The following is a 16,850-nucleotide window of genomic DNA, read 5'->3' as shown; positions in this document are numbered from 1 at the left end:
GGTTCTCGCCGATATCCGCCTGGCGTCTGAAAGGATCGGTGTAACTGTGGAAGCCGTAGCCCGCGACGTTCCGATGATCGCCACCGATCTGAAGGCCTTGATCGCACGTGCCGATGCCGTCGTGGCCCAAGTCCAGCAAGAGGTCGCGGTCAGTGCGCCGGGCGTCGGCGATTTCGCCAACACCGGTCTTCGTGAACTGACACGGCTCGCCCAAGAAGCCCGCACCTTGGTATGAACCCTTGAGACACTCGTCCGCCGGATCGACCAGAACCCCGCACGCTTTCTTCTCAATGATCGCGTCCCGACCTACGAGAGGTAAGTCATGACAACCAGCCTGATGAACCGGGCCCGTGGTTATCGTCGCCACGTTCCAAGAATTGCTGGACGACCTTCTTCCCGACATGGCCAACGGGGCGGTACAGAACGCTTGATACTGTCCAATGATTTGCGGCGCTTTTCATGACCTCCGTGCGTGGCTGTTGTGGTCAGGCCTCACATATCGAGTTTGGCCTTGCGGCGCTCGAACTCATCTTCGTCGATCTCGCCCCGCGCATAGCGGTCGCGCAGAATATCCTGTGCGGTCGGCGTATTTCCGGTTGAACTGCGCCCGGATAAGCCGCGCACAGCCAGAACGATGATCCCGATGATCACGCCCCAGAACAGCACCATCATCAGCCCGCCTGTCATGCCATAACCGGCACCCCACATATGGCTGAACCCATTGCCGGTATCGGCCAATCCGGGAGTGGCAGCCGTTGCAAAAGCCGCCATCGTGGTTGGTATCATGTATTTACTCATGTCAGTCACCTTCGTTTGGTTGGGGTCGCGGATGAAGCGGAAGTGTCACTTCCGCCAAAAGGCCGCCTTCGGGGTGGTTCGACAGGCGGACATCACCGCCATGCGCACGCAACAATGTCCGCGCAATGGATAGGCCCAGACCGGAGCCTCCGGTTTCCCGCGAGCGGGATTTTTCCAGCCGGAAGAACGGCTCGAACACCTGATCCAGCTCGGGTTCAGGGATTCCGGGGCCTTCGTCGCGTATGCGGATGACCGCGTGATCGTCCTCCTGACCATAGCTGACACGCGCGCCTCCGCCATAGCGCACGGCGTTATCGAGGATGTTGCGCAGGGCGCGGCGCAAGGCTTGCGGGCGCAGACGCACTTGCACAGGCGCAGATGGCACCAGTTCAAAGCCGTCCAGCATGTCGGTGCGCAATCTCTCCAGAAACTGTTGCAGATCGACCGGCTCATAGGGTTCGGACGTCGCGACGCCGCGCGCGAAGGCCAGCGTCGCGTCCACCATTTCCCGCATCTCCTCGATTGACGAGACAAGGGCTTCGCGCGTTTCCTGTTCGTCGACCATTTCGGCGCGGACACGCAGCGCGGTCAACGGCGAGCGCAGGTCGTGCCCGAGCGCAGCCAGCAGCCGGGTCCGGTCGCTGACAAATCGTGTCAGCCTGTCCTGCATCCGGTTGAAGGTCTGGGTCAGATCCCGCACTTCGGCAGGCCCATGTGCCGGAAGGGGTGATACATCCTCACCCCGGCCCAGTTTTTCGGCGGCACGCGAAACACGCAGCAAAGGACCTGTCAGGCGAGTCAGCAAAAACCAGCAGACGGTAACCAGGATGATGGCCGCGGTGGTAACGAAACTCAAGATCGACGCGACCGGCCATTGCAGCGGCGGTCGTTCGTACCGGGTGACGACATTCAACCAGGGGCCATCCGCCAGCGCGATGGCCAACTGCATCTCGATTGCCGACAGTTGACCCTGCATCATCGCCATGTGCATCTGCACCATTTCCGGTCCGGCACCCGCCATCGGCGGAGGAATACTCTGATCGACTACATTCAGTTTCACCCGGACCTCGCGACCCGGTATGCCGCCCATAAGGCCGCGCACCCGAGCCTCGACCGCGCCGCCAACAGCACGGTCGTCCTGAGCAACGACAGGTGTTTCCGACAACGCGAACCGCACCAGCGGCGAGTCGGCTGCTGTCAGGATCGCCGAATGCAGGTCTTCGGGCGCTTCTTCCAGAAGCAGAGCGACATTTGCGGCCCGGCCCGCCACTTCGAACCAAAGCGCGGTGCGGACGGCTTGACTGCGCTCGTCGACGAACAACCACAGACTTACCGCCTGCGCCACGACCAGTGCCAAGACGATCAGCAGGACGAGTTGACCGCGCAGACTGTCGAAAAGGACGCGCATCATTCCTCTTCCTGCACGTCGGCAGCGAAGCAATAGCCGCCCCCGCGCACCGTTGCGATAAGCTGGGGGCGGGATGGGTCACTTTCTATCTTGCGGCGCAGACGGCTGATCTGGTTATCGATGGTCCGGTCGAGAGCCGAGCCCGAGCGACCGGCAGTCAGGTCCAGCAATTCGTCGCGGTTAAGCACCAGCCGAGGACGCTCCAGCAGCACGGTCAGCAGCTTGAGCTCTGCGCCTGTCAGGTCGACCTTGCGGCCGTTTTCGCCTGTCAGGCTTCTCTGATCGGTATCCAGTGTCCATTGCGAGAAACGGATACGGCGGCCCGAAAGCGCGCCGGCATAGGGTTCGGGCCGGGACGCGCGGCGCAGGATTGCCTTTATCCGCGCCAGCAACTCACGCGGGTTGAAAGGTTTGGCCAGGTAGTCGTCGGCACCGATTTCCAGCCCGACGATGCGATCCGTCTCCTCGCCCAATGCAGTCAGCATCAAAATTGGCGATGTCCCATTGGCCGACAGGCGGCGACAGACTGACAGCCCGTCCTCGCCCGGCATCATAACGTCCAGAACGATCAGATCGAACTGGCCCTTGGCCAGTTTGGCATCCATGTCGACTGCGTCGCACGCCGCAGTCGCCCGCATCCCGTTGCGTTCAAGATAACGCGTAACGGCATCACGGATTTCGCGGTGATCGTCTACGACAAGAATATGCGGCAAATCGGTCATGGGATGTCCTTTACCGGGTTCGGCGGGACCTATCTCCAAAAGATTTGTCGCGAAGTGTAACCACGCGCCCCGTTACGACAAAGCGTTACAAATCCTTCATTCACCTGCGTTTCAAGACGGCTTATCGCTCTCCATGTTCAATACGTCACAAACCCGAAAGGAGAACATATCATGGTTCGCAAAACACTTCTTACAGCAGGTATTCTGGTCGGCGTCGCATTCGGCGGAGCCGCCTTCGCCGATGCCGATCAAAAGCACGGGGGGCAGACTGGCGCCAGACAGGGCGGTGGTGTGATGCAGCAAGGTGCGGCTTCTGGCATGATGGGCGGCCAAGGTGGCATGTCCGGCATGATGGGCGGCCAAGGCGGTATGTCAGGGATGATGGCCCATATGCAAAAAATGGGTGGCGGCATGATGGGCGGTATGGGCCCCATGTCCATGATGCTGGCCTTCGACACAGATGGCGACGGCACCGTTTCGCCCGAGGAACTGCGCACCGGCCTGCTGGCCAAGCTCGGAGAATTCGACGCCGATGGCGACGGGTCTCTTTCCATCAGTGAATTCGAGACACTGCACAGCGCGATGATCCGCGAAACGATGGTGGATCGGTTCCAGTATCTCGACGCAGACGGTGACGGGATCGTGACCGCCGGGGAAATGACTGCCCCCGCAGATGTTATGACGCGGATGCAGAGCATGCGAGGCGGCGTCGACCAGGACACGAGCAACGATTCAATGATGAACGATAACTGATCGCGAACCGTCATGGCCCCCGACGCGGGGCCATGACCCTTTTCTGCGATCTTCGGAAACCGCCCCGGTTTGCTCGGCCTTGGCAGATTCAATCACGTTGCGATGCTGCTGAATACGGTCTTCGGGGGCGGCCATGCCGGACACCAGGACAAGCGCATCGATGCCCTGCAACGACGCCCGAAGCTCTTCCGGTTTGTCATAGTCACCGGGGCGAACTTTGATACCGAGGTCCTTAACATGATGCGGCGTGCGGGCCAGGCCCACGACATCTTTGACCCCAAGCTTGTCAATTGATTTCAGGGCGATTTCCCGGCCGAGTTGGCCCGAAACGGCGGTGATTGCATAGGTCATTGCACGCGCGCCTTCCTTGGTTGGTGATTGCATGGCCGGGCGTCGGCACCGGCCATGCCACTGGGTCTGGGTCAGCCGTGATAAGCTTGGCTGACGGCAAAGCTGTCCTCGAACCAGTGCCACAGCACCACCTGACCATCGCGGACCTTGGCGCGTAGCGCGAAGGAGAAGTCTCCCGTCTCCTTGCCTGACCGGGTGGTGATGGCGTTCATCACACCGAACACGGCCACCGTGTCACCCGAGGCGAAGGCGTCTGTGTTTTCCCATTTGGTCGTTTGCAGGTTTTCGGAGAATATGCCGAGGAATTCGAAGATATTCTCCTTGCCACGGGTCTCGCCGATCCAGGGCAGGCTTTCGTCGCCTTCGTTGTGCCAGACCATGTCATCGGCCATCAGGCTGCTCATCGTTTCCATGTCGCCCGATCCCATCGCGCCCATGAAGGCCATTACGGTGTCGAAGGATGCTTGTGTCTGTTCGTCCATTTCCTGTGCTCCTGCATGTGTTCCCAGGATGATCGCCAGCGATGCGCCAAGCGATGTCGTGATAAGGGTTCTGCGGTTCATTGTTTGCTCCTGTTTGGGGCTCCGGGGCGGAATGCGGAGCCGGGTTCGATCAGATTTTGCCCTGCTTCGTTACGCGCTGCATCCGGGCCTGGCATCGGCGCGATGACGTCCCAATGCCTGGCGAACTTGCGGTTCTCGATGCGGAAGACGTCGAAGCCGGTGGCCGGTGTGGTGCCGACGTCTTCATACCGGGCGTGGACAGCGACGAGGTCGTCATCTGCGATGACGCAGATGCCATAAGTGTTTTCAGTGTCATGTAGCGCTCCATTGACAGGAGATGGGTGCTGCGGAGGGGCGTGTGAGGTTGCTCAATGCCATTCGATTTGCGGGTTCTCGCGGAAGGCAAAGCGTTCAAGATGGTTGGCAATGACCCGCGCTGCCTTGTCGAGGTTACCCTTCGTTTCGGCCGACACCTCGATCTGCAGTGCGTCGTCACTTGCGGCTAGCTCACACTGGCCAAACGGCAACTCGATCCGGCCACGGTCGCCATCCATTTGCACAGGAACCTTATGACCGAAATGCTTGCAGAGCGTGCCGAGATACCGTTGCGCCTTGCTTGTCTTGAATGTCGCCTGTGTGTTCATCGGGTCGCTCCGTGATTGTTGAAGCGACATCTATCCACTTGGAGCGATTTCGAATATCTGATGAATGCTGATTTTATAATTCTGAAATGCAGAACAATGATCGACCACCTTAAACACATGGCCGTCTTCGCCCGCGTGGTCGACAAAGGGTCATTCCGGGCTGCGGCACAGGATATCGGTGTGGCCCCCTCTCGCGTCAGTCAGACGATCACCGATCTGGAGAACCATTTGGGCACGACGCTGCTCTATCGGACAACTCGCAAGCTCGCGCTGACCGGCGAAGGCAGGGCGCTCTATATGCACGTCACCCAGATGTTGCGAAGTGCGGAGGCGGGATTGAACGAAATCAACGCGACCATGCAGGATCCTGTAGGCGCGCTTCGTGTGTCCATCCCGGCGTTCCTGTCTACATCGGATCTTTCGACTGCCATGGCAGCGTTCATCAAGCGGTATCCAAACGTGGCACTGTCTCTGTTCTATAGTGATCGCAGGGTCGAGATCATCGAGAACGGGCTCGATCTTGCGATAAAAGCGGGGTCGCTTTCGGACAGTGCGATGATGTCCCGCAAGCTGGGCATCATCCCTCGCGCGCTGGTTGCGGGTGCAGAATACGCCAGCGCCCGCCCGGTGCCCTCACGACCCGCTGATATGGAGGATTGGGACTGGATCAGATACCAGCAACGGTCCGACACGATAGAACTGACATCCGACAAGGGTGAGACCGAAAGCGTCACGGGGAGATCGCAGATCGAGGTCGACAGCGCCAACGCCCTTTACCACTTCGCCATGCAAGACGTGGGAGCATCTGTCCTGCCGGAAAACCTGGCGGCGCGGGGCGTAGCATCCGGTTCGCTTGTCCGGCTTCTGCCGAAGTGGCGATTGGGCGACATCGACCTGCATGCCGTCTGGCCTGATTCCTCACGGCGTGAAACGCTGACCTTGCTTTTCGTCCGGTTTCTCGCTGATGCGCTTGGTCGCTAACGACGAAGCAAAGCTGCCTGCACGGCTTCAAGCAACTCCTACCGGAAGTTGGTTGCCCTCGCTCCATTGTCGCGGCGACTGCCCATACATGCGTTTAAACTCTCGGCTGAACTGAGACGGGCTGACGTATCCGACGTCAATTGCCGCTTCGTTCACAGTCATGCCACTGGCAATCTTCATCGCGGCGTTGTTGAGGCGCATCGACTTTACGAACTGAATAGGGGCCATCGTCGTTACCTGTTTGAACCTGCGATGAAACACAGCGCGGCTCATGCCTGCGCGGGTCGCCATGTCATCAATCGAGATCGGTTCATCCAGATGGGACGACACATGCGCGATGGAACGTGCGATGGCGTTGCCTGCACCGAAGGCCTGTCGCGCAGATTTACCTGCCTCGCCCTTGAGGATTGCATAGTACAACTCTCGCAACCGTGCCTCGCCAAGGACCGCGGTATCGGTGTGGCTGGCCCCGAGATGTAGTAATCGCAGCAGCGCTTCAGTGAAGCCATCATCCCACTTTGACAGTCTAATCCCCTGTGCGCGCAATTCTCCCACGGCGGTAGGCAAAACTCCCCCGGCGTTTTCCATCTCCAGCGCCAGTTGGGACATCGCGTGCGGATCGAGTGAGACGAAGACGCCATAAAGTGGATTTTCGGATGACGCATTAGGTGTACCGGCCTTGACCGGCATCGACATTGGGCAGCACAGGTATTGGCTGTCGTCATAAACATATCTGTGTCCATCCAGAACGGCTTCTTTTGCGCCACTGACAATGGCCACAACGCAAGGGTCATAGACAGCCGGGACGCATGGAATTGCCTGGGTGGCCCGAAACGTACGCACGCCTGCGATGCCAGTGTCTGTCAGGCCGTCTTTCTCAGTCCGGCGCGCGATGAGTTGCTTGATTTCGTTTTTGCTCATGGGGGCAGTCTCATGGCTTCAGATCAGCTTTCGCAACCACCTTGATACAATCAGGCAAGTAATCAAGACGATATCATCTATTTCACTGCGCGGATGAGACTTATCTGCAGTCCCAAGAAGGAAGGTTGCGCGGCGTCTTTGCCGCATCCAAATGGAGAAAGACAATGACGGACACGAAATTCGGCCCCAATGGCTGGACCCCGGAGCGCCTCGGCGACCTAAAGGGCAAGACCTACCTTATAACGGGGGCCAACGCGGGCGCTGGATTTCAAGCGGCACGAATTCTGCTGAGCAAGGGAGCCAGGGTTGTCATGCTGAACCGCTCGGCCGAGAAGTCGCAAGCGGCAGTCGCGGACCTGAAGACCGAGTTCGGGACAGACGCCGATGTCAGCTTCATTCGCATGGACCTTGCGTCGCTCGCCAGCGTACGCGCAGCTGCGGCAGAGACTTTAATATCTGTGTCCCGAATCGACGCTCTCATTTGCAACGCCGCCATCGCGCAGGTGCCGACCCAGAAGCTCACCGAGGACGGTTTTGAAAGCCAGCTTGGCACCAACCATTACGGTCATTTCCTGCTATGCGGTATGCTGTTTGACCGTATTGAGAAGTCAACGGGCCGGATCGTCGTTGTCGCCAGCCTCGGCTATAACATGGGGATCAAAACAATCCAGTTCGATGATATGAACTGGGACAAAAATTACAGCGCCAATCCTGTCTACAGCCAAAGCAAGCTCGCGCAGATGATGTTTGCTTATGAGTTGCAGGATCACATCGCTTCAACCGGCAAAGGCGTCGAGGTCTACGTCTGCCATCCGGGATCCTCGGCAACGTCGCTGATCGCCACCAGCGGCAATTGGCTGACCAAACTGCTCTTCAGGCTCATGACCCTCACTCCTATGGTGCAATCCGCTGAAAAGGGTGCCTATCCCGAGGTGATGTGCGCCACTGAGGACGGGCTGGAACAGCGCGCTCTTTATGGTCCCACGGGCAGGATGGAATTCGTGGGACCTGTCGGCCGTGGCACACTCAACCCCCATGCCTATGACAAGCCAGTCATGGAAAGGCTGTGGACAGCATCTGAAGAGGCGACCGGCTTCAATTGGGCGTTCTGACTGACGCCGGGTGAGACGTGTTCAATTGAGCCTCGCCGCTGCGAACATTTGCGCGCTCCGATGCTTCGGTGATTTTGGGATCGAAATCAGTTTCGCCACTCATTGCCATAGCTCTGGATCAAATCGGTGAACAGCAGGTGCCGCTCGCCGACATGGTTCTTAAACCGATCTCTTAAGGTCAGGACCCATTGATTTCCGAGGTGTGGCGTGATTCACGGTTCGAAAAACGAGCGGTTTCATGTCTTATCTCTTCTGGCTAAGCGACGCGCAGATGGCGCGCCTTGAGCCCTATTTCCCGAAGTCCCACGGTAAGCCGCGCGTCGATGACCGGCGTGTGCTGAGCGGGATTATCTTCATCAATCGCAATGGGTTGCGGTGGCGCGATGCACCTGCGGAATACGGTCCGCACAAGACTCTGTATAACCGCTGGAAGCGATGGAGCGACAAGGGCGTCTTTGCACGCATCATGGTTGGCCTGACCGTGAAGGCCATCAGCTGGTCGAGCGTCATCTCCTCCTCGGCATAGGCGTCGAGCAGCGAGGGCGCCACGGCGGCGAGCTTCAGACGCTGTTTGACCACGCTGGCCGAGACGAAGAAGGCCGCGGCGATCTCCTCCTCGGTCCGGCCCTTCTCGCGCATCGCCTGAAAGGCGCGGAATTGGTCGAGCGGGTGCAGCGGCGCGCGCTGGATGTCCTCGGCCAGTTCCTCGATCGACACGCCCGCCTTGACGTGGCGCACGTTCGACTGGCTCAGCATCAGCTTGTTGAAGGGAATGTCGCGCGAGGCGCTGAGGGTGATTTTCTGTTGCTTGGTCATCGGGATATCTCCGCGACAGGCCAGCCGGGAGCCTCTCTCCCGACCTCCAAACCCGTCACGGAAAATCCGGAACCCCTCTGACTCTTGAGGCACCGCAAAGCTCATATGGACTTGCAAAGCAATCCATATGATCTTATATCATCAGTCAAACTAGGAAGGAGCGCCAACACATGGAAAACGTTGTTCTGGAACGTCCTGCGCCGGATCGGCAGGGGGTCGCGCTCAAGGCCTTCACGCGGATCGCGGACGCCTGGTCACTCACTTTGCGGGAGGCCGCGGCGCTGGCGGATATGTCGGAATCCACCTGGAAACGGGCCAAGAAGCCTGATTTTGCCGGAGATCTGACGCGCGACCAGATGCTGCGCCTGTCCGCGCTCATCGGCCTCTACAAGTCGCTCGAGCTCTATTTCAATGAGCCGATCTCGCGCGACTGGGTGAAGCTGCCCAACCGGGGTCCGGAGTTCGACGGCGTGCGTCCCGTGGACGCGATGATCGAGGGAGGATTGCCCAAGATCCTGCGCGTGCGGGGATATGTCGATGCGCTGCGGGGCGGGCTTTGAGGATCACGTCGGTCAATGACCGCGCCCTTGTCAGGCTGATTTCCGAGACCCATCACAAGCCCCCAGTGCTGCGTGGGCTGGTCGACAGCGACGAGGAGGCCGCGGTTCTCGCCGAGATCGAAGGCGAGACCAGTGCCCGCCTGATCGCGGAGCGCGAGGGCAGCCCCGCGCTCGATCGCCGCGAACTCGCCTTCGCGCGGCGGTCCCATGACCTGACCCTTTACGGTCAGAGCCATATCAACGCGGCCTTCACCTACACGAGGCCCAAGGGCAACCGGTTCAACACTGGCGACCGCGGTGCGTGGTACTGCGCCTGGAACATGCTGACGAGCGCGCAGGAAGTTGGGTTTCACCGGACCCGTGAATTGGGCTTCATCGGCCGCTACGAGGACGAGGCACGCTACGTCGAGTTGCTGGCGGATTTCATCGGGGATTTCCCGGATCTGCACGGAGAGGGGCACACCGCACTCGATCCGGCCCCCGAGCGGGGCTACCCGGCCGGGCAGCGCCTTGCCGCGGATCTGAGGGCAGAGGGGCATCGCGGGCTGATCTACCCATCCGTGCGTCACCCGGGCGGGCGGTGCTTCGTCGCCTTCGATCCCGGGATCATCCAGAATGTCCGCCCGGGCGCGAGCTGGAAGCTGGTCTGGCAAGGCGCGCCCGAGTTCACGATCGAGGGGTTCTGACGCCCCTCGATATCTTCATGCGACACTTTAGCTCTTGGCATTAAGGCTCTGAGAAAAAATCACCTCTCTCAGATATTCTCCACCAACACCTTCGCCTTGGCCTCCATCACCAGCCGCGCATCCTGCTGCGGCTTGGACCGGGCTACCGCCGTGATCCCCTGCACGAAGTCGAAGACGCTTTCGGGCGGGCGGCCTTCTTCGGCCAGCACCGTCTCGACGATCCGCCCCGTCTCCGCCTTCGAGAACCCGCGCTTGCGCAGGAAGTCCTGCCGGTCGTCGTCCGACCGCGCGACGATCTTCTCGCGCGCCGCGCGGATTCCGTCGATGAAGGACGCGGGCGAGGACTCGGCAAAGCGGCTGAGCGCCGGGGCGGCCTCATGCGCGAAACGGGAGGCGGCGTATTTAGAATGCCGGATGGTGATCTCCTGGAAGTCCTCGACGCCCCAGAGGTTGCGGTTCTGGCAGACCGCGCGCAGGTAGAAGCTCGCGATGCCGAGCGTCTTGGCCCCCACTTCGGAATTCCAGCAGTAGAACCCCCGGAAATAGAGGTCGGGCGAGCCGTCGGGCAGCAGCCCCGCCTCGATCGGGTTGAGGTCATCGACGAGGAACAGGAAGACGTCGCGGTCCGAGGCGTAGAGCGTCGTCGTCTCCTTCGTCACGTCCACGCGCGGGTTGTAGATGCCGGTGGACCAGTCGAGCACGCCCGGCACTTTCCAGCGCGTGTCGCCTGTCCCGTTGCCCGCGATGCGCTGCACGGCGGAGACCAGTTCGTGGTCGTAGATGCGGCCATAGTCGGGGCCGGTGACAGCGCGCAGTTCCGTGCGGCTATTCGCGACCTCCATGGTTTTGATCTGCTCGGCCCGGTGATTGGTCAGCCTGTATTGCAGGTTGATGCCCGCGAGCGGCGCGGGCAGTTGTCGCAGATAGGCCGCGGGCGCGCCAACGAGGCTCGAGAGCTGGCCGAAACTCCAATGCGTCGGCGCGATGGGTTCATCCGCGCCAGGCAAGACCAGCCCGAGCTTCTCCGGGTCGTCGCGATGCGCCTCGACCCGGATCGCCGCGCTCTCCACCGTGCGCGTCCGGCTGCGCTCCGCCCGGCCCTTGACGGATGCAAAGAGATCGTCGAGCGACAGGTACCGCTCGTCATCCGGCCGCGAGAACCACTCGGACGACACGCGATCCACGTTCGTGCCGCGCGACACATCCACCTTGTAGCCGCCGCTGATATCACGCCCGGTATCGATGATTTCGGTGTTCATTGGAAAACCTCCGCGACGGGCAGCCGGGAGCCTCTCTCTCGACCTCCAAACCCGTCACGGGCCGGAACGGCACCCCTCTGACTCTCGCATCACTCGGCCGCGAGACTCCTGGATGGGAAGGGCGCCCGCGAGGCAGCCAGCTGATGCAGGGCTTTCCCTTCCCATTTGAAGCTAGCCGTTGCACTATAGCGACTGAATATTGAGGGAACCTAATGTCGAACGACTATCTGCGATTGGGCGATCCGAAATATTCGGGGCCGGAACCGTTCGTGTACCGCTGGCATGCACTAAGCTACTTGAATTGCGCTCGACACGCGATTGAAGGACATCGGCTTGAACACGGCAGTGATCCAACCATGCAGCAGAATGTTCCCATAATTCACTTGATTTGTCATGCTATCGAAATGTTTCTGAAATTGGCGCTGTACAAGACCGGCAGCGATGACAAGGCGCTCAAAGCATTCAATCTAAGGTACAGCCTGAGAGGGCTTGCTGATGAGTGTAAGTGTCGGGGAGTCACCTTCTCAAGCGACGTCGTGCAGTTGATCGACGCACTCTCGCCACTGCATGAAAAGCATGCACTCCGATACACAGCGTTTACTGATGAACCTGTCTGGCTACCCTTCAATCCGTCTGAAATGATTGAGATTTCCATGAAGTTGATAACGGCTTCGCACCCATCAAAGTCAGCGTAGGCCAATCATCGAAGCATCGGAAGAGGCGGTTCAACTCATCCGTCGTGGGGGCGACGATCCCGCTCTGTGCCTTTGCCGATCAGCCCGAGACGCTTGAGCGCGACGCGCGCCAGATCGACGGGTTCCGGAGAGATATCGAGCCCGTGCACGGCTGCCGCGTGGGTGATGATCATCTTGATCACTCCGATATCGATCCCGAGCGTCACCGGGCCCGCGCCTTGCTCCGCCCGCATCTTGCCGTAGTCGATCAGCTTCTGCCGGTCGAGGTGCCCGATCTTCTCTTTGCCAACGGCGTTTTGGGAAAGGTTGAGCCGACCTTCGCTGCCTCTCGGCTTTGCCTCGAACGCGAAGACCGGCGCTCTTTTTTGCTGATCCCAAAACGCCGGAGATCGCGCTTGAGCGTCGTGAGCGTGGCGGCCTTGCTGCGACGCGGCGGTTTACCCGGCCCCGGCCTCCCGTCGTACCAGCAGATCGAGCGGGCTGGTCACGTCCCGGATCGTCTTGGTCGCCACCTTCGTATAGATCGTCGTGGTCTCCAGCTTTGCGTGGCCAAGCAGCACCTGGATCACCCGGATGTCGGTCCCGCCCTCGAGCAGATGGGTGGCAAAGCTGTGCCGCAACGTGTGGGGTGACCCTTGATACGCATATCCTCGAGAAACCGCCGGCGCAGAGCGGGAACGTGTTGATCGGACATGGAAGCCTCCTGTCATCTGATTGAGAAGGTCCCAATCGTCCGACAGACATGCCCATCCACCAAATCGCACCGCCCCGATTAGCGCGCATCAGCCGCCACAAGCGCCCCTACCGCGAGAGCGGTTTCGTCCTCGTCCCGCGATGTGTAAATTGGGCTTCTGATTTATGCTGCATGTTTCACAAATGGCTGCATCGCCCGCTGCAAGGCGGCATCGAGTTTTTCGCTCCCGGGCGCGCCATTCCGCCGGAAGGCGGATTCGGTGTTTGTTCTGGCTTCTCCCCTATCTACGCAGCGGCATTCAGAACATCAGAGTCATGTCCATCCGACCAACGGAAGTCGGTGCCATCACACCACATCCGATGCATAACAACAGCCAGCTTGCGGGCAAGCGCAACCTTTGCCAACTTCACGCTGCGGCGTTTTGCGATCCGCATTGCCCAAGACCGCAAGGAAGACCAACGACCGTGATGCATCAGGACATGCGCGGCCTGATAGAGCGCCGTGCGGACCATCTCATCACCGCATCGACTGATCCGACCATCGTAGTCGATCTGGCCTGAGCTATACCGCTTGGGTGTCAGTCCAAAATGTGCCCCAACATCGCGTGATCGCCTGAAGCGTTCCGGGGCATCCACTCCGGTCACATAAGTTAACGCGACAATGACGCCGACGCCGGGAACTGTCATCAACCGCCGACAGATGGGATCACGCCTGGCAAGTTGTATGCAAAGTCGGTCGAGGCGCTCAAATGCTTCCACTATGGTGCGTCTGGCGCGCAAGAGCGGCTCCACAATCGCTATCAGACTTGGGTCACTCGCAACGAGTTCGAGGACACGGCCTTCAAATCCGCGCTTCGTTATGACGCCAATCCTGAGCCCGAACACTTTCAGTGATCCACGAATGCAGTTTTCGATATCTTGAGACTTGCCCAAAAGGTGGCTGCGACTGACCAGCAGCATCCGGGTACGTTGTGCCTCATCGCTTTTGACAAAGACCCGGCGGAACCAGCCGAGACGAACGAGTTGGGCAATGCCGCGCGCATCGTTGCGATCCGTCTTGTTACGCAAGCGCCTTCAACGGCACCGGTTGCTGGACTTGCTGGAAGGTTTGGATCCCTGCATTGTTGCGATGGAGGCTTGCGGCGGCGCGCATCACATTGGTCGTTTTTGCCTTCAAAACGGACATGAGCCTCGACTGATGTCGCCGCTTTATGTCCGGCCCTACGTCAAGGTTCACAAAAATGATGACCGTGATGCGGAGGCGATCGCCGAGGCCGCGACGCGCCCGACAATGCCATTCGTCGCGATCAAATCGGAAGAGCAGCTTGATCTTCAGGCTCTGCATCGGGCCCGCGAGCGGCTGGTGACCGAAAGGACACGCCTTATCAATCAGGGCCGGGGCTTTCTGATGGAGCGCGGCATTCGGGTCGGAACGGGTCGCCACGTCTTCCAGAAAGAGCTGGTGAGATTGGTTGCGACAGGCACCGCTGATCTGTCGCACCGTATCCTGTCGATGTTGTCGGACATGATGGCGGAGCTGGCCACGATCAACGACCGGGTCGAAGCGATCGACACCGAGATCAAGGCTCTGGCCAAGGCAGATGCCGACATGCAGCGCTTGATGGAAATCCCTGGCGTCGGCCCAACGATTGCCAGCGCCCTTGTGGCCGCCGTTGGCACCGGCAGCAGCTTTGCCAAAGGCCGCGATCTTGCCGCATGGCTTGGTCTCGTGCCACGGCAGATCACCACAGGTGGAAAAGCCAAGCTGATCGGCATCTCAAAGCACGGCAACCGATACCTCCGCAAATTGTTCATCCATGGGGCGCGGACCGTTCTGCATCTCGTGCGGGATCGAACATCGCCTATAACGCAATGGGCAGATGGGCTGAAAGAGCGGGCGCACGTGAATGTCGCTGCCGTTGCCATGGCCAACAAGATGGCGCGGATCGCCTGGGCCGTATTGACGAAAGGCGAGCGATATCGTCCCGCGGCGCTTGTGGGCGCATAGACACGCAACCGCACAACGAGAAACATAGGAATCTGCGAGCGAGGAGGAGATGGACCAACGACCAATCGGCGTCTTGTCAGTCTGACGGGGAGCATGGCCCCCAGAGTGCCGATGAGCTAACGAGACACAGGACGCGCGACTTCCCATCTTGGTCAGGGGCAAATCGAATGGCTCCATCGAAAGACCGAATACATAGAAGCAGGGTCAAAGGGACATCAACAAAACGCTTGCAGGGGAAGGCAGTTCATACATACTCCCCATTTGTTGGACAGTTTCTGGCGTGATTTAAGCTACTCTCTGCTCCTGCTGATCGGGTTGATTAGCCGCACCATTCCTGCCACCGAGCTGCGACCGCCATTCTCACATAAAGTGGTTTGAGCCCGATGTTTGCAGCCCGGTCGCACAAAGCGTGGTTTCGTTCGCAAATAATGTGGTCCGGACACCCGCGATAGTCGCAATCAATCTGGTCGAGAAACGACCGATGTTTGCAGTTCAAAGCGTGGATGTTTGCAGTTCATTACACCTATGCTTCGCTTCGCAAGGCAACCGAGAGAGGCCTCCAGATGACATCGAGACCTCTGTCGAACGCGATCCTCGAATGGGCGGCGCTGATCCTGCCAGCGCTCCTCGCGGCGGCGGCCAGCGCCGACATGCCCGACGATCTGGCCCCGCTGGATATGTTCCAAGAATGCCCCGATTGCCCCGAGATGATCGTCCTGCCGCTGGGCGAGTTCGTGATGGGGGCGCCGATGGAGCAATCGGCAGAGATCGATTTTAATCCTCGAGCGGAAGGCGAACCGCGGGGCCGCCGAACCGAGCAACCGATTCATACTGTCACCATCGACCTGCCGTACGCGCTGGCGCGATACGAGGTCACCACGGGCGAATTCATGCGATGCGTCGAGGCCGGGGCGTGCAGCTACACGCCGACCCAATTGTTCGATGAGGAAGACTACAGCGATGCCGAAAAGCTCAGGCTTCCGGTTCGGGACGTGAACGCCTACGACATCGGGGAATATCTCGGCTGGCTCAACGGACTCGTGGGGGCCGAGGTCTACAGGCTTCCGACGGAAGCGGAGTGGGAATACGCCGCCCGCGCGGGCACGACGACCCGCTACGCCACCGGGGAGAACCTTCCGTTGGATCGGTTCAATGCCCTGAAGCCTGACGCCGATCCCTTGTCTCTGAGGCCGGTGCCCGTCGATGCGATGGATGCCAGCAACGCCTGGGGATTTCAGCATATCGCGGGAAACGTGGTGGAAGCTACGATGAGCTGCTGGACTGAATTTCATTTGGGGCTTGAGACGTCTGGTGAGTATTTAGCTGCCGCGCAGCATGAAGGGAAATGTGAAAGAATAGTTGTTAAAGGTGGGTCGTATAATTCAGGCCAACTTTATTCTCGACCGGCCACAAGAGGTGGTCCCAGAGTTACCGCTCGATCTTACTTTCTTGGCTTTCGTATCGCTAGGGACTTAGAATTTGAAAGGAAATGAAAACATGTTCAGCAACCCGGATAGAGATGGTGCAAACGGAAGATGGAAAGCCATCAAAGATACTGATATAAATCCAGGAATCTTTGACTTGACGGGGCTTTGTTGCACAAATCCGGTTGGGGATTCATCTCGTGAATCCAGCATGGTAGCTGGGGTGCATGAGCAGACCGGCACCCCCAACCTACAAGACAAGAAACTGGCCAGCCTATAACGAAGCGCTCAAGCGCCGAGGTTCGCTGATGATCTGGTTCGCCCCCGAGATGAGCTGGGAGGCTACACCTACGGGCAGGCGTGGCCGCCAGCAGACTTATAGCAACGCCGCCATTCAGACATGCCTTTCCATGAAAGTGCTGTTCGGCATGGCGTTGAGGCAGACGACCGGATTCGTCGAAAGCCTGTGCGTCTGGTCGGCCTGAACTGGTCAGTTCCCGACTTCAGCACCCTAAG

At 59.5% G+C, this 16,850-nt stretch carries 20 protein-coding genes and 4 pseudogenes; 12 read left to right on the top strand and 12 right to left on the bottom strand.

The annotated features are described in order from the left end of the window. Positions 1-492: 492 nt before the first annotated feature. The 3 genes from BMY38_RS12765 to BMY38_RS12755 are packed head-to-tail and all read right to left on the bottom strand — an operon-like array spanning position 493 to position 2,928. On the bottom strand, positions 493-798 hold the full coding sequence (locus BMY38_RS12765) for an SHOCT domain-containing protein (protein ID WP_245737603.1): 306 nt from the start codon (positions 796-798) through the stop codon (positions 493-495). A gap of 1 nt (position 799) precedes the next feature. Further along, a complete protein-coding gene (locus BMY38_RS12760; RefSeq protein ID WP_092763844.1) occupies positions 800-2,206 on the bottom strand; it encodes an ATP-binding protein in 1,407 nt (468 codons plus the stop codon). Further along, positions 2,206-2,928 carry a response regulator gene (locus tag BMY38_RS12755; RefSeq protein WP_092763407.1) on the bottom strand — a complete coding sequence of 241 codons (723 nt, stop codon included), beginning with the start codon at positions 2,926-2,928 and terminating at the stop codon, positions 2,206-2,208. Before BMY38_RS12755 ends, BMY38_RS12760 begins: the two co-directional genes overlap by 1 nt. 171 nt (positions 2,929-3,099) lie before the next feature. On the opposite strand from BMY38_RS12755, the gene BMY38_RS12750 reads away from it, so the two are divergent. Continuing rightward, positions 3,100-3,681: an EF-hand domain-containing protein gene (locus BMY38_RS12750; RefSeq protein ID WP_175495877.1), complete on the top strand. Its 582-nt coding sequence runs from the start codon at positions 3,100-3,102 to the stop codon at positions 3,679-3,681. Here the strand turns inward: BMY38_RS12750 and BMY38_RS12745 are convergent. Beyond that, complete coding sequence (locus BMY38_RS12745) at positions 3,661-4,065, bottom strand: NAD(P)H-binding protein (RefSeq protein ID WP_245737602.1); 405 nt, start codon at positions 4,063-4,065, stop codon at positions 3,661-3,663. The genes BMY38_RS12750 and BMY38_RS12745 overlap by 21 nt on opposite strands. A 38-nt stretch (positions 4,066-4,103) precedes the next feature. Continuing rightward, on the bottom strand, positions 4,104-4,595 hold the full coding sequence (locus BMY38_RS12740; RefSeq protein ID WP_245737601.1) for a nuclear transport factor 2 family protein: 492 nt from the start codon (positions 4,593-4,595) through the stop codon (positions 4,104-4,106). Positions 4,596-4,708: 113 nt separating this feature from the next. Here BMY38_RS12740 and BMY38_RS18185 point away from each other — a divergent pair, with 113 nt between their 5' ends. Beyond that, on the top strand, positions 4,709-4,855 hold the full coding sequence (locus BMY38_RS18185) for a hypothetical protein (protein WP_175495876.1): 147 nt from the start codon (positions 4,709-4,711) through the stop codon (positions 4,853-4,855). A 48-nt stretch (positions 4,856-4,903) separates the two neighbouring features. Here the strand turns inward: BMY38_RS18185 and BMY38_RS12735 are convergent, their stop codons facing one another. After that, positions 4,904-5,179, bottom strand: a complete 276-nt coding sequence (locus BMY38_RS12735) for a DUF2218 domain-containing protein (protein WP_092763403.1) — start codon at positions 5,177-5,179, stop codon at positions 4,904-4,906. Positions 5,180-5,275: 96 nt separating this feature from the next. On the opposite strand from BMY38_RS12735, the gene BMY38_RS12730 reads away from it, so the two are divergent. Continuing rightward, entirely contained in the window at positions 5,276-6,160 is an 885-nt protein-coding gene (locus tag BMY38_RS12730) for a LysR family transcriptional regulator (RefSeq protein ID WP_092763401.1), read from the top strand. Positions 6,161-6,187: 27 nt separating this feature from the next. On the opposite strand, the gene BMY38_RS12725 is transcribed toward BMY38_RS12730, so the two are convergent. Continuing rightward, on the bottom strand, positions 6,188-7,081 hold the full coding sequence (locus BMY38_RS12725; RefSeq protein ID WP_092763399.1) for an AraC family transcriptional regulator: 894 nt from the start codon (positions 7,079-7,081) through the stop codon (positions 6,188-6,190). A 164-nt stretch (positions 7,082-7,245) separates the two neighbouring features. On the opposite strand from BMY38_RS12725, the gene BMY38_RS12720 reads away from it, so the two are divergent. Beyond that, positions 7,246-8,193 carry an SDR family oxidoreductase gene (locus BMY38_RS12720; RefSeq protein WP_092763397.1) on the top strand — a complete coding sequence of 316 codons (948 nt, stop codon included), beginning with the start codon at positions 7,246-7,248 and terminating at the stop codon, positions 8,191-8,193. Between the two features lie 238 nt (positions 8,194-8,431). Beyond that, positions 8,432-8,680 (top strand): annotated as a pseudogene (locus BMY38_RS12715) (transposase); the annotation flags it as partial. On the opposite strand, the pseudogene BMY38_RS12710 reads toward BMY38_RS12715, so the two are convergent. Then, positions 8,665-9,009 (bottom strand): annotated as a pseudogene (locus BMY38_RS12710) (ParB/RepB/Spo0J family partition protein); the annotation flags it as partial. The pseudogenes BMY38_RS12715 and BMY38_RS12710 overlap by 16 nt on opposite strands. Before the next feature lie 170 nt (positions 9,010-9,179). Here BMY38_RS12710 and BMY38_RS12705 point away from each other — a divergent pair. Together BMY38_RS12705 and BMY38_RS12700 are read left to right on the top strand one after the other, a co-directional pair. Continuing rightward, positions 9,180-9,569, top strand: a complete 390-nt coding sequence (locus BMY38_RS12705) for an antitoxin Xre-like helix-turn-helix domain-containing protein (protein ID WP_092763394.1) — start codon at positions 9,180-9,182, stop codon at positions 9,567-9,569. Then, on the top strand, positions 9,566-10,255 hold the full coding sequence (locus BMY38_RS12700) for an RES family NAD+ phosphorylase (protein WP_092763393.1): 690 nt from the start codon (positions 9,566-9,568) through the stop codon (positions 10,253-10,255). Before BMY38_RS12705 ends, BMY38_RS12700 begins: the two co-directional genes overlap by 4 nt. A gap of 68 nt (positions 10,256-10,323) precedes the next feature. Here BMY38_RS12700 and BMY38_RS12695 read toward each other — a convergent pair whose 3' ends face one another. After that, positions 10,324-11,514: a DUF932 domain-containing protein gene (locus BMY38_RS12695; protein ID WP_092763390.1), complete on the bottom strand. Its 1,191-nt coding sequence runs from the start codon at positions 11,512-11,514 to the stop codon at positions 10,324-10,326. A gap of 212 nt (positions 11,515-11,726) precedes the next feature. On the opposite strand from BMY38_RS12695, the gene BMY38_RS18180 reads away from it, so the two are divergent. Further along, positions 11,727-12,209, top strand: coding sequence for a hypothetical protein (locus tag BMY38_RS18180; RefSeq protein WP_175495873.1), 483 nt, complete (start codon positions 11,727-11,729; stop codon positions 12,207-12,209). 35 nt (positions 12,210-12,244) lie between these two features. Here BMY38_RS18180 and BMY38_RS17950 read toward each other — a convergent pair whose 3' ends face one another. The 3 genes and pseudogenes from BMY38_RS17950 to BMY38_RS12680 all read right to left on the bottom strand — a co-directional run bounded on the left by BMY38_RS17950 (position 12,245) and on the right by BMY38_RS12680 (position 13,970). Then, positions 12,245-12,382, bottom strand: a complete 138-nt coding sequence (locus BMY38_RS17950) for a hypothetical protein (RefSeq protein WP_245737600.1) — start codon at positions 12,380-12,382, stop codon at positions 12,245-12,247. Positions 12,383-12,646: 264 nt separating this feature from the next. Beyond that, positions 12,647-12,841, bottom strand: a pseudogene (locus tag BMY38_RS12685) (tyrosine-type recombinase/integrase); the annotation flags it as partial. A 346-nt stretch (positions 12,842-13,187) separates the two neighbouring features. Next, complete coding sequence (locus BMY38_RS12680; protein WP_139204715.1) at positions 13,188-13,970, bottom strand: IS110 family RNA-guided transposase; 783 nt, start codon at positions 13,968-13,970, stop codon at positions 13,188-13,190. On the opposite strand from BMY38_RS12680, the gene BMY38_RS12675 reads away from it, so the two are divergent. The 4 genes and pseudogenes from BMY38_RS12675 to BMY38_RS12665 all read left to right on the top strand — a co-directional run. After that, positions 13,933-14,910 carry an IS110 family RNA-guided transposase gene (locus BMY38_RS12675; RefSeq protein ID WP_092763386.1) on the top strand — a complete coding sequence of 326 codons (978 nt, stop codon included), beginning with the start codon at positions 13,933-13,935 and terminating at the stop codon, positions 14,908-14,910. The genes BMY38_RS12680 and BMY38_RS12675 overlap by 38 nt on opposite strands. Before the next feature lie 485 nt (positions 14,911-15,395). Further along, entirely contained in the window at positions 15,396-16,403 is a 1,008-nt protein-coding gene (locus BMY38_RS12670; RefSeq protein ID WP_092763384.1) for a formylglycine-generating enzyme family protein, read from the top strand. A gap of 4 nt (positions 16,404-16,407) precedes the next feature. Continuing rightward, the gene (locus BMY38_RS18175; protein WP_175495872.1) at positions 16,408-16,614 is read left to right on the top strand and encodes a hypothetical protein; all 207 of its coding nucleotides are present in this window, start codon (positions 16,408-16,410) and stop codon (positions 16,612-16,614) included. Beyond that, positions 16,562-16,850: pseudogene (locus BMY38_RS12665) on the top strand (transposase); the annotation flags it as partial. The gene BMY38_RS18175 and the pseudogene BMY38_RS12665, both read left to right, overlap by 53 nt.

The organism is Jannaschia helgolandensis (assembly GCF_900109285.1).
Taxonomy (GTDB): Bacteria; Pseudomonadota; Alphaproteobacteria; order Rhodobacterales; family Rhodobacteraceae; genus Jannaschia; species Jannaschia helgolandensis.
This window is presented reverse-complemented; position numbering and strand designations above follow the sequence as displayed.

Bases quoted from the DNA above. Each gene is read 5' to 3' on its own strand.
- BMY38_RS12765 (WP_245737603.1), bottom strand. From the start codon at position 798: ATGAGTAAATACATGATACCAACCACGATGGCGGCTTTTGCAACGGCT.
- BMY38_RS12760 (WP_092763844.1), bottom strand. From the start codon at position 2,206: ATGCGCGTCCTTTTCGACAGTCTGCGCGGTCAACTCGTCCTGCTGATC.
- BMY38_RS12755 (WP_092763407.1), bottom strand. From the start codon at position 2,928: ATGACCGATTTGCCGCATATTCTTGTCGTAGACGATCACCGCGAAATC.
- BMY38_RS12750 (WP_175495877.1), top strand. From the start codon at position 3,100: ATGGTTCGCAAAACACTTCTTACAGCAGGTATTCTGGTCGGCGTCGCA.
- BMY38_RS12745 (WP_245737602.1), bottom strand. From the start codon at position 4,065: ATGCAATCACCAACCAAGGAAGGCGCGCGTGCAATGACCTATGCAATC.
- BMY38_RS12740 (WP_245737601.1), bottom strand. From the start codon at position 4,595: ATGAACCGCAGAACCCTTATCACGACATCGCTTGGCGCATCGCTGGCG.
- BMY38_RS18185 (WP_175495876.1), top strand. From the start codon at position 4,709: ATGCCTGGCGAACTTGCGGTTCTCGATGCGGAAGACGTCGAAGCCGGT.
- BMY38_RS12735 (WP_092763403.1), bottom strand. From the start codon at position 5,179: ATGAACACACAGGCGACATTCAAGACAAGCAAGGCGCAACGGTATCTC.
- BMY38_RS12730 (WP_092763401.1), top strand. From the start codon at position 5,276: ATGATCGACCACCTTAAACACATGGCCGTCTTCGCCCGCGTGGTCGAC.
- BMY38_RS12725 (WP_092763399.1), bottom strand. From the start codon at position 7,081: ATGAGCAAAAACGAAATCAAGCAACTCATCGCGCGCCGGACTGAGAAA.
- BMY38_RS12720 (WP_092763397.1), top strand. From the start codon at position 7,246: ATGACGGACACGAAATTCGGCCCCAATGGCTGGACCCCGGAGCGCCTC.
- BMY38_RS12705 (WP_092763394.1), top strand. From the start codon at position 9,180: ATGGAAAACGTTGTTCTGGAACGTCCTGCGCCGGATCGGCAGGGGGTC.
- BMY38_RS12695 (WP_092763390.1), bottom strand. From the start codon at position 11,514: ATGAACACCGAAATCATCGATACCGGGCGTGATATCAGCGGCGGCTAC.
- BMY38_RS18180 (WP_175495873.1), top strand. From the start codon at position 11,727: ATGTCGAACGACTATCTGCGATTGGGCGATCCGAAATATTCGGGGCCG.
- BMY38_RS17950 (WP_245737600.1), bottom strand. From the start codon at position 12,382: ATGATCATCACCCACGCGGCAGCCGTGCACGGGCTCGATATCTCTCCG.
- BMY38_RS12675 (WP_092763386.1), top strand. From the start codon at position 13,933: ATGCCGCGCGCATCGTTGCGATCCGTCTTGTTACGCAAGCGCCTTCAA.
- BMY38_RS18175 (WP_175495872.1), top strand. From the start codon at position 16,408: ATGTTCAGCAACCCGGATAGAGATGGTGCAAACGGAAGATGGAAAGCC.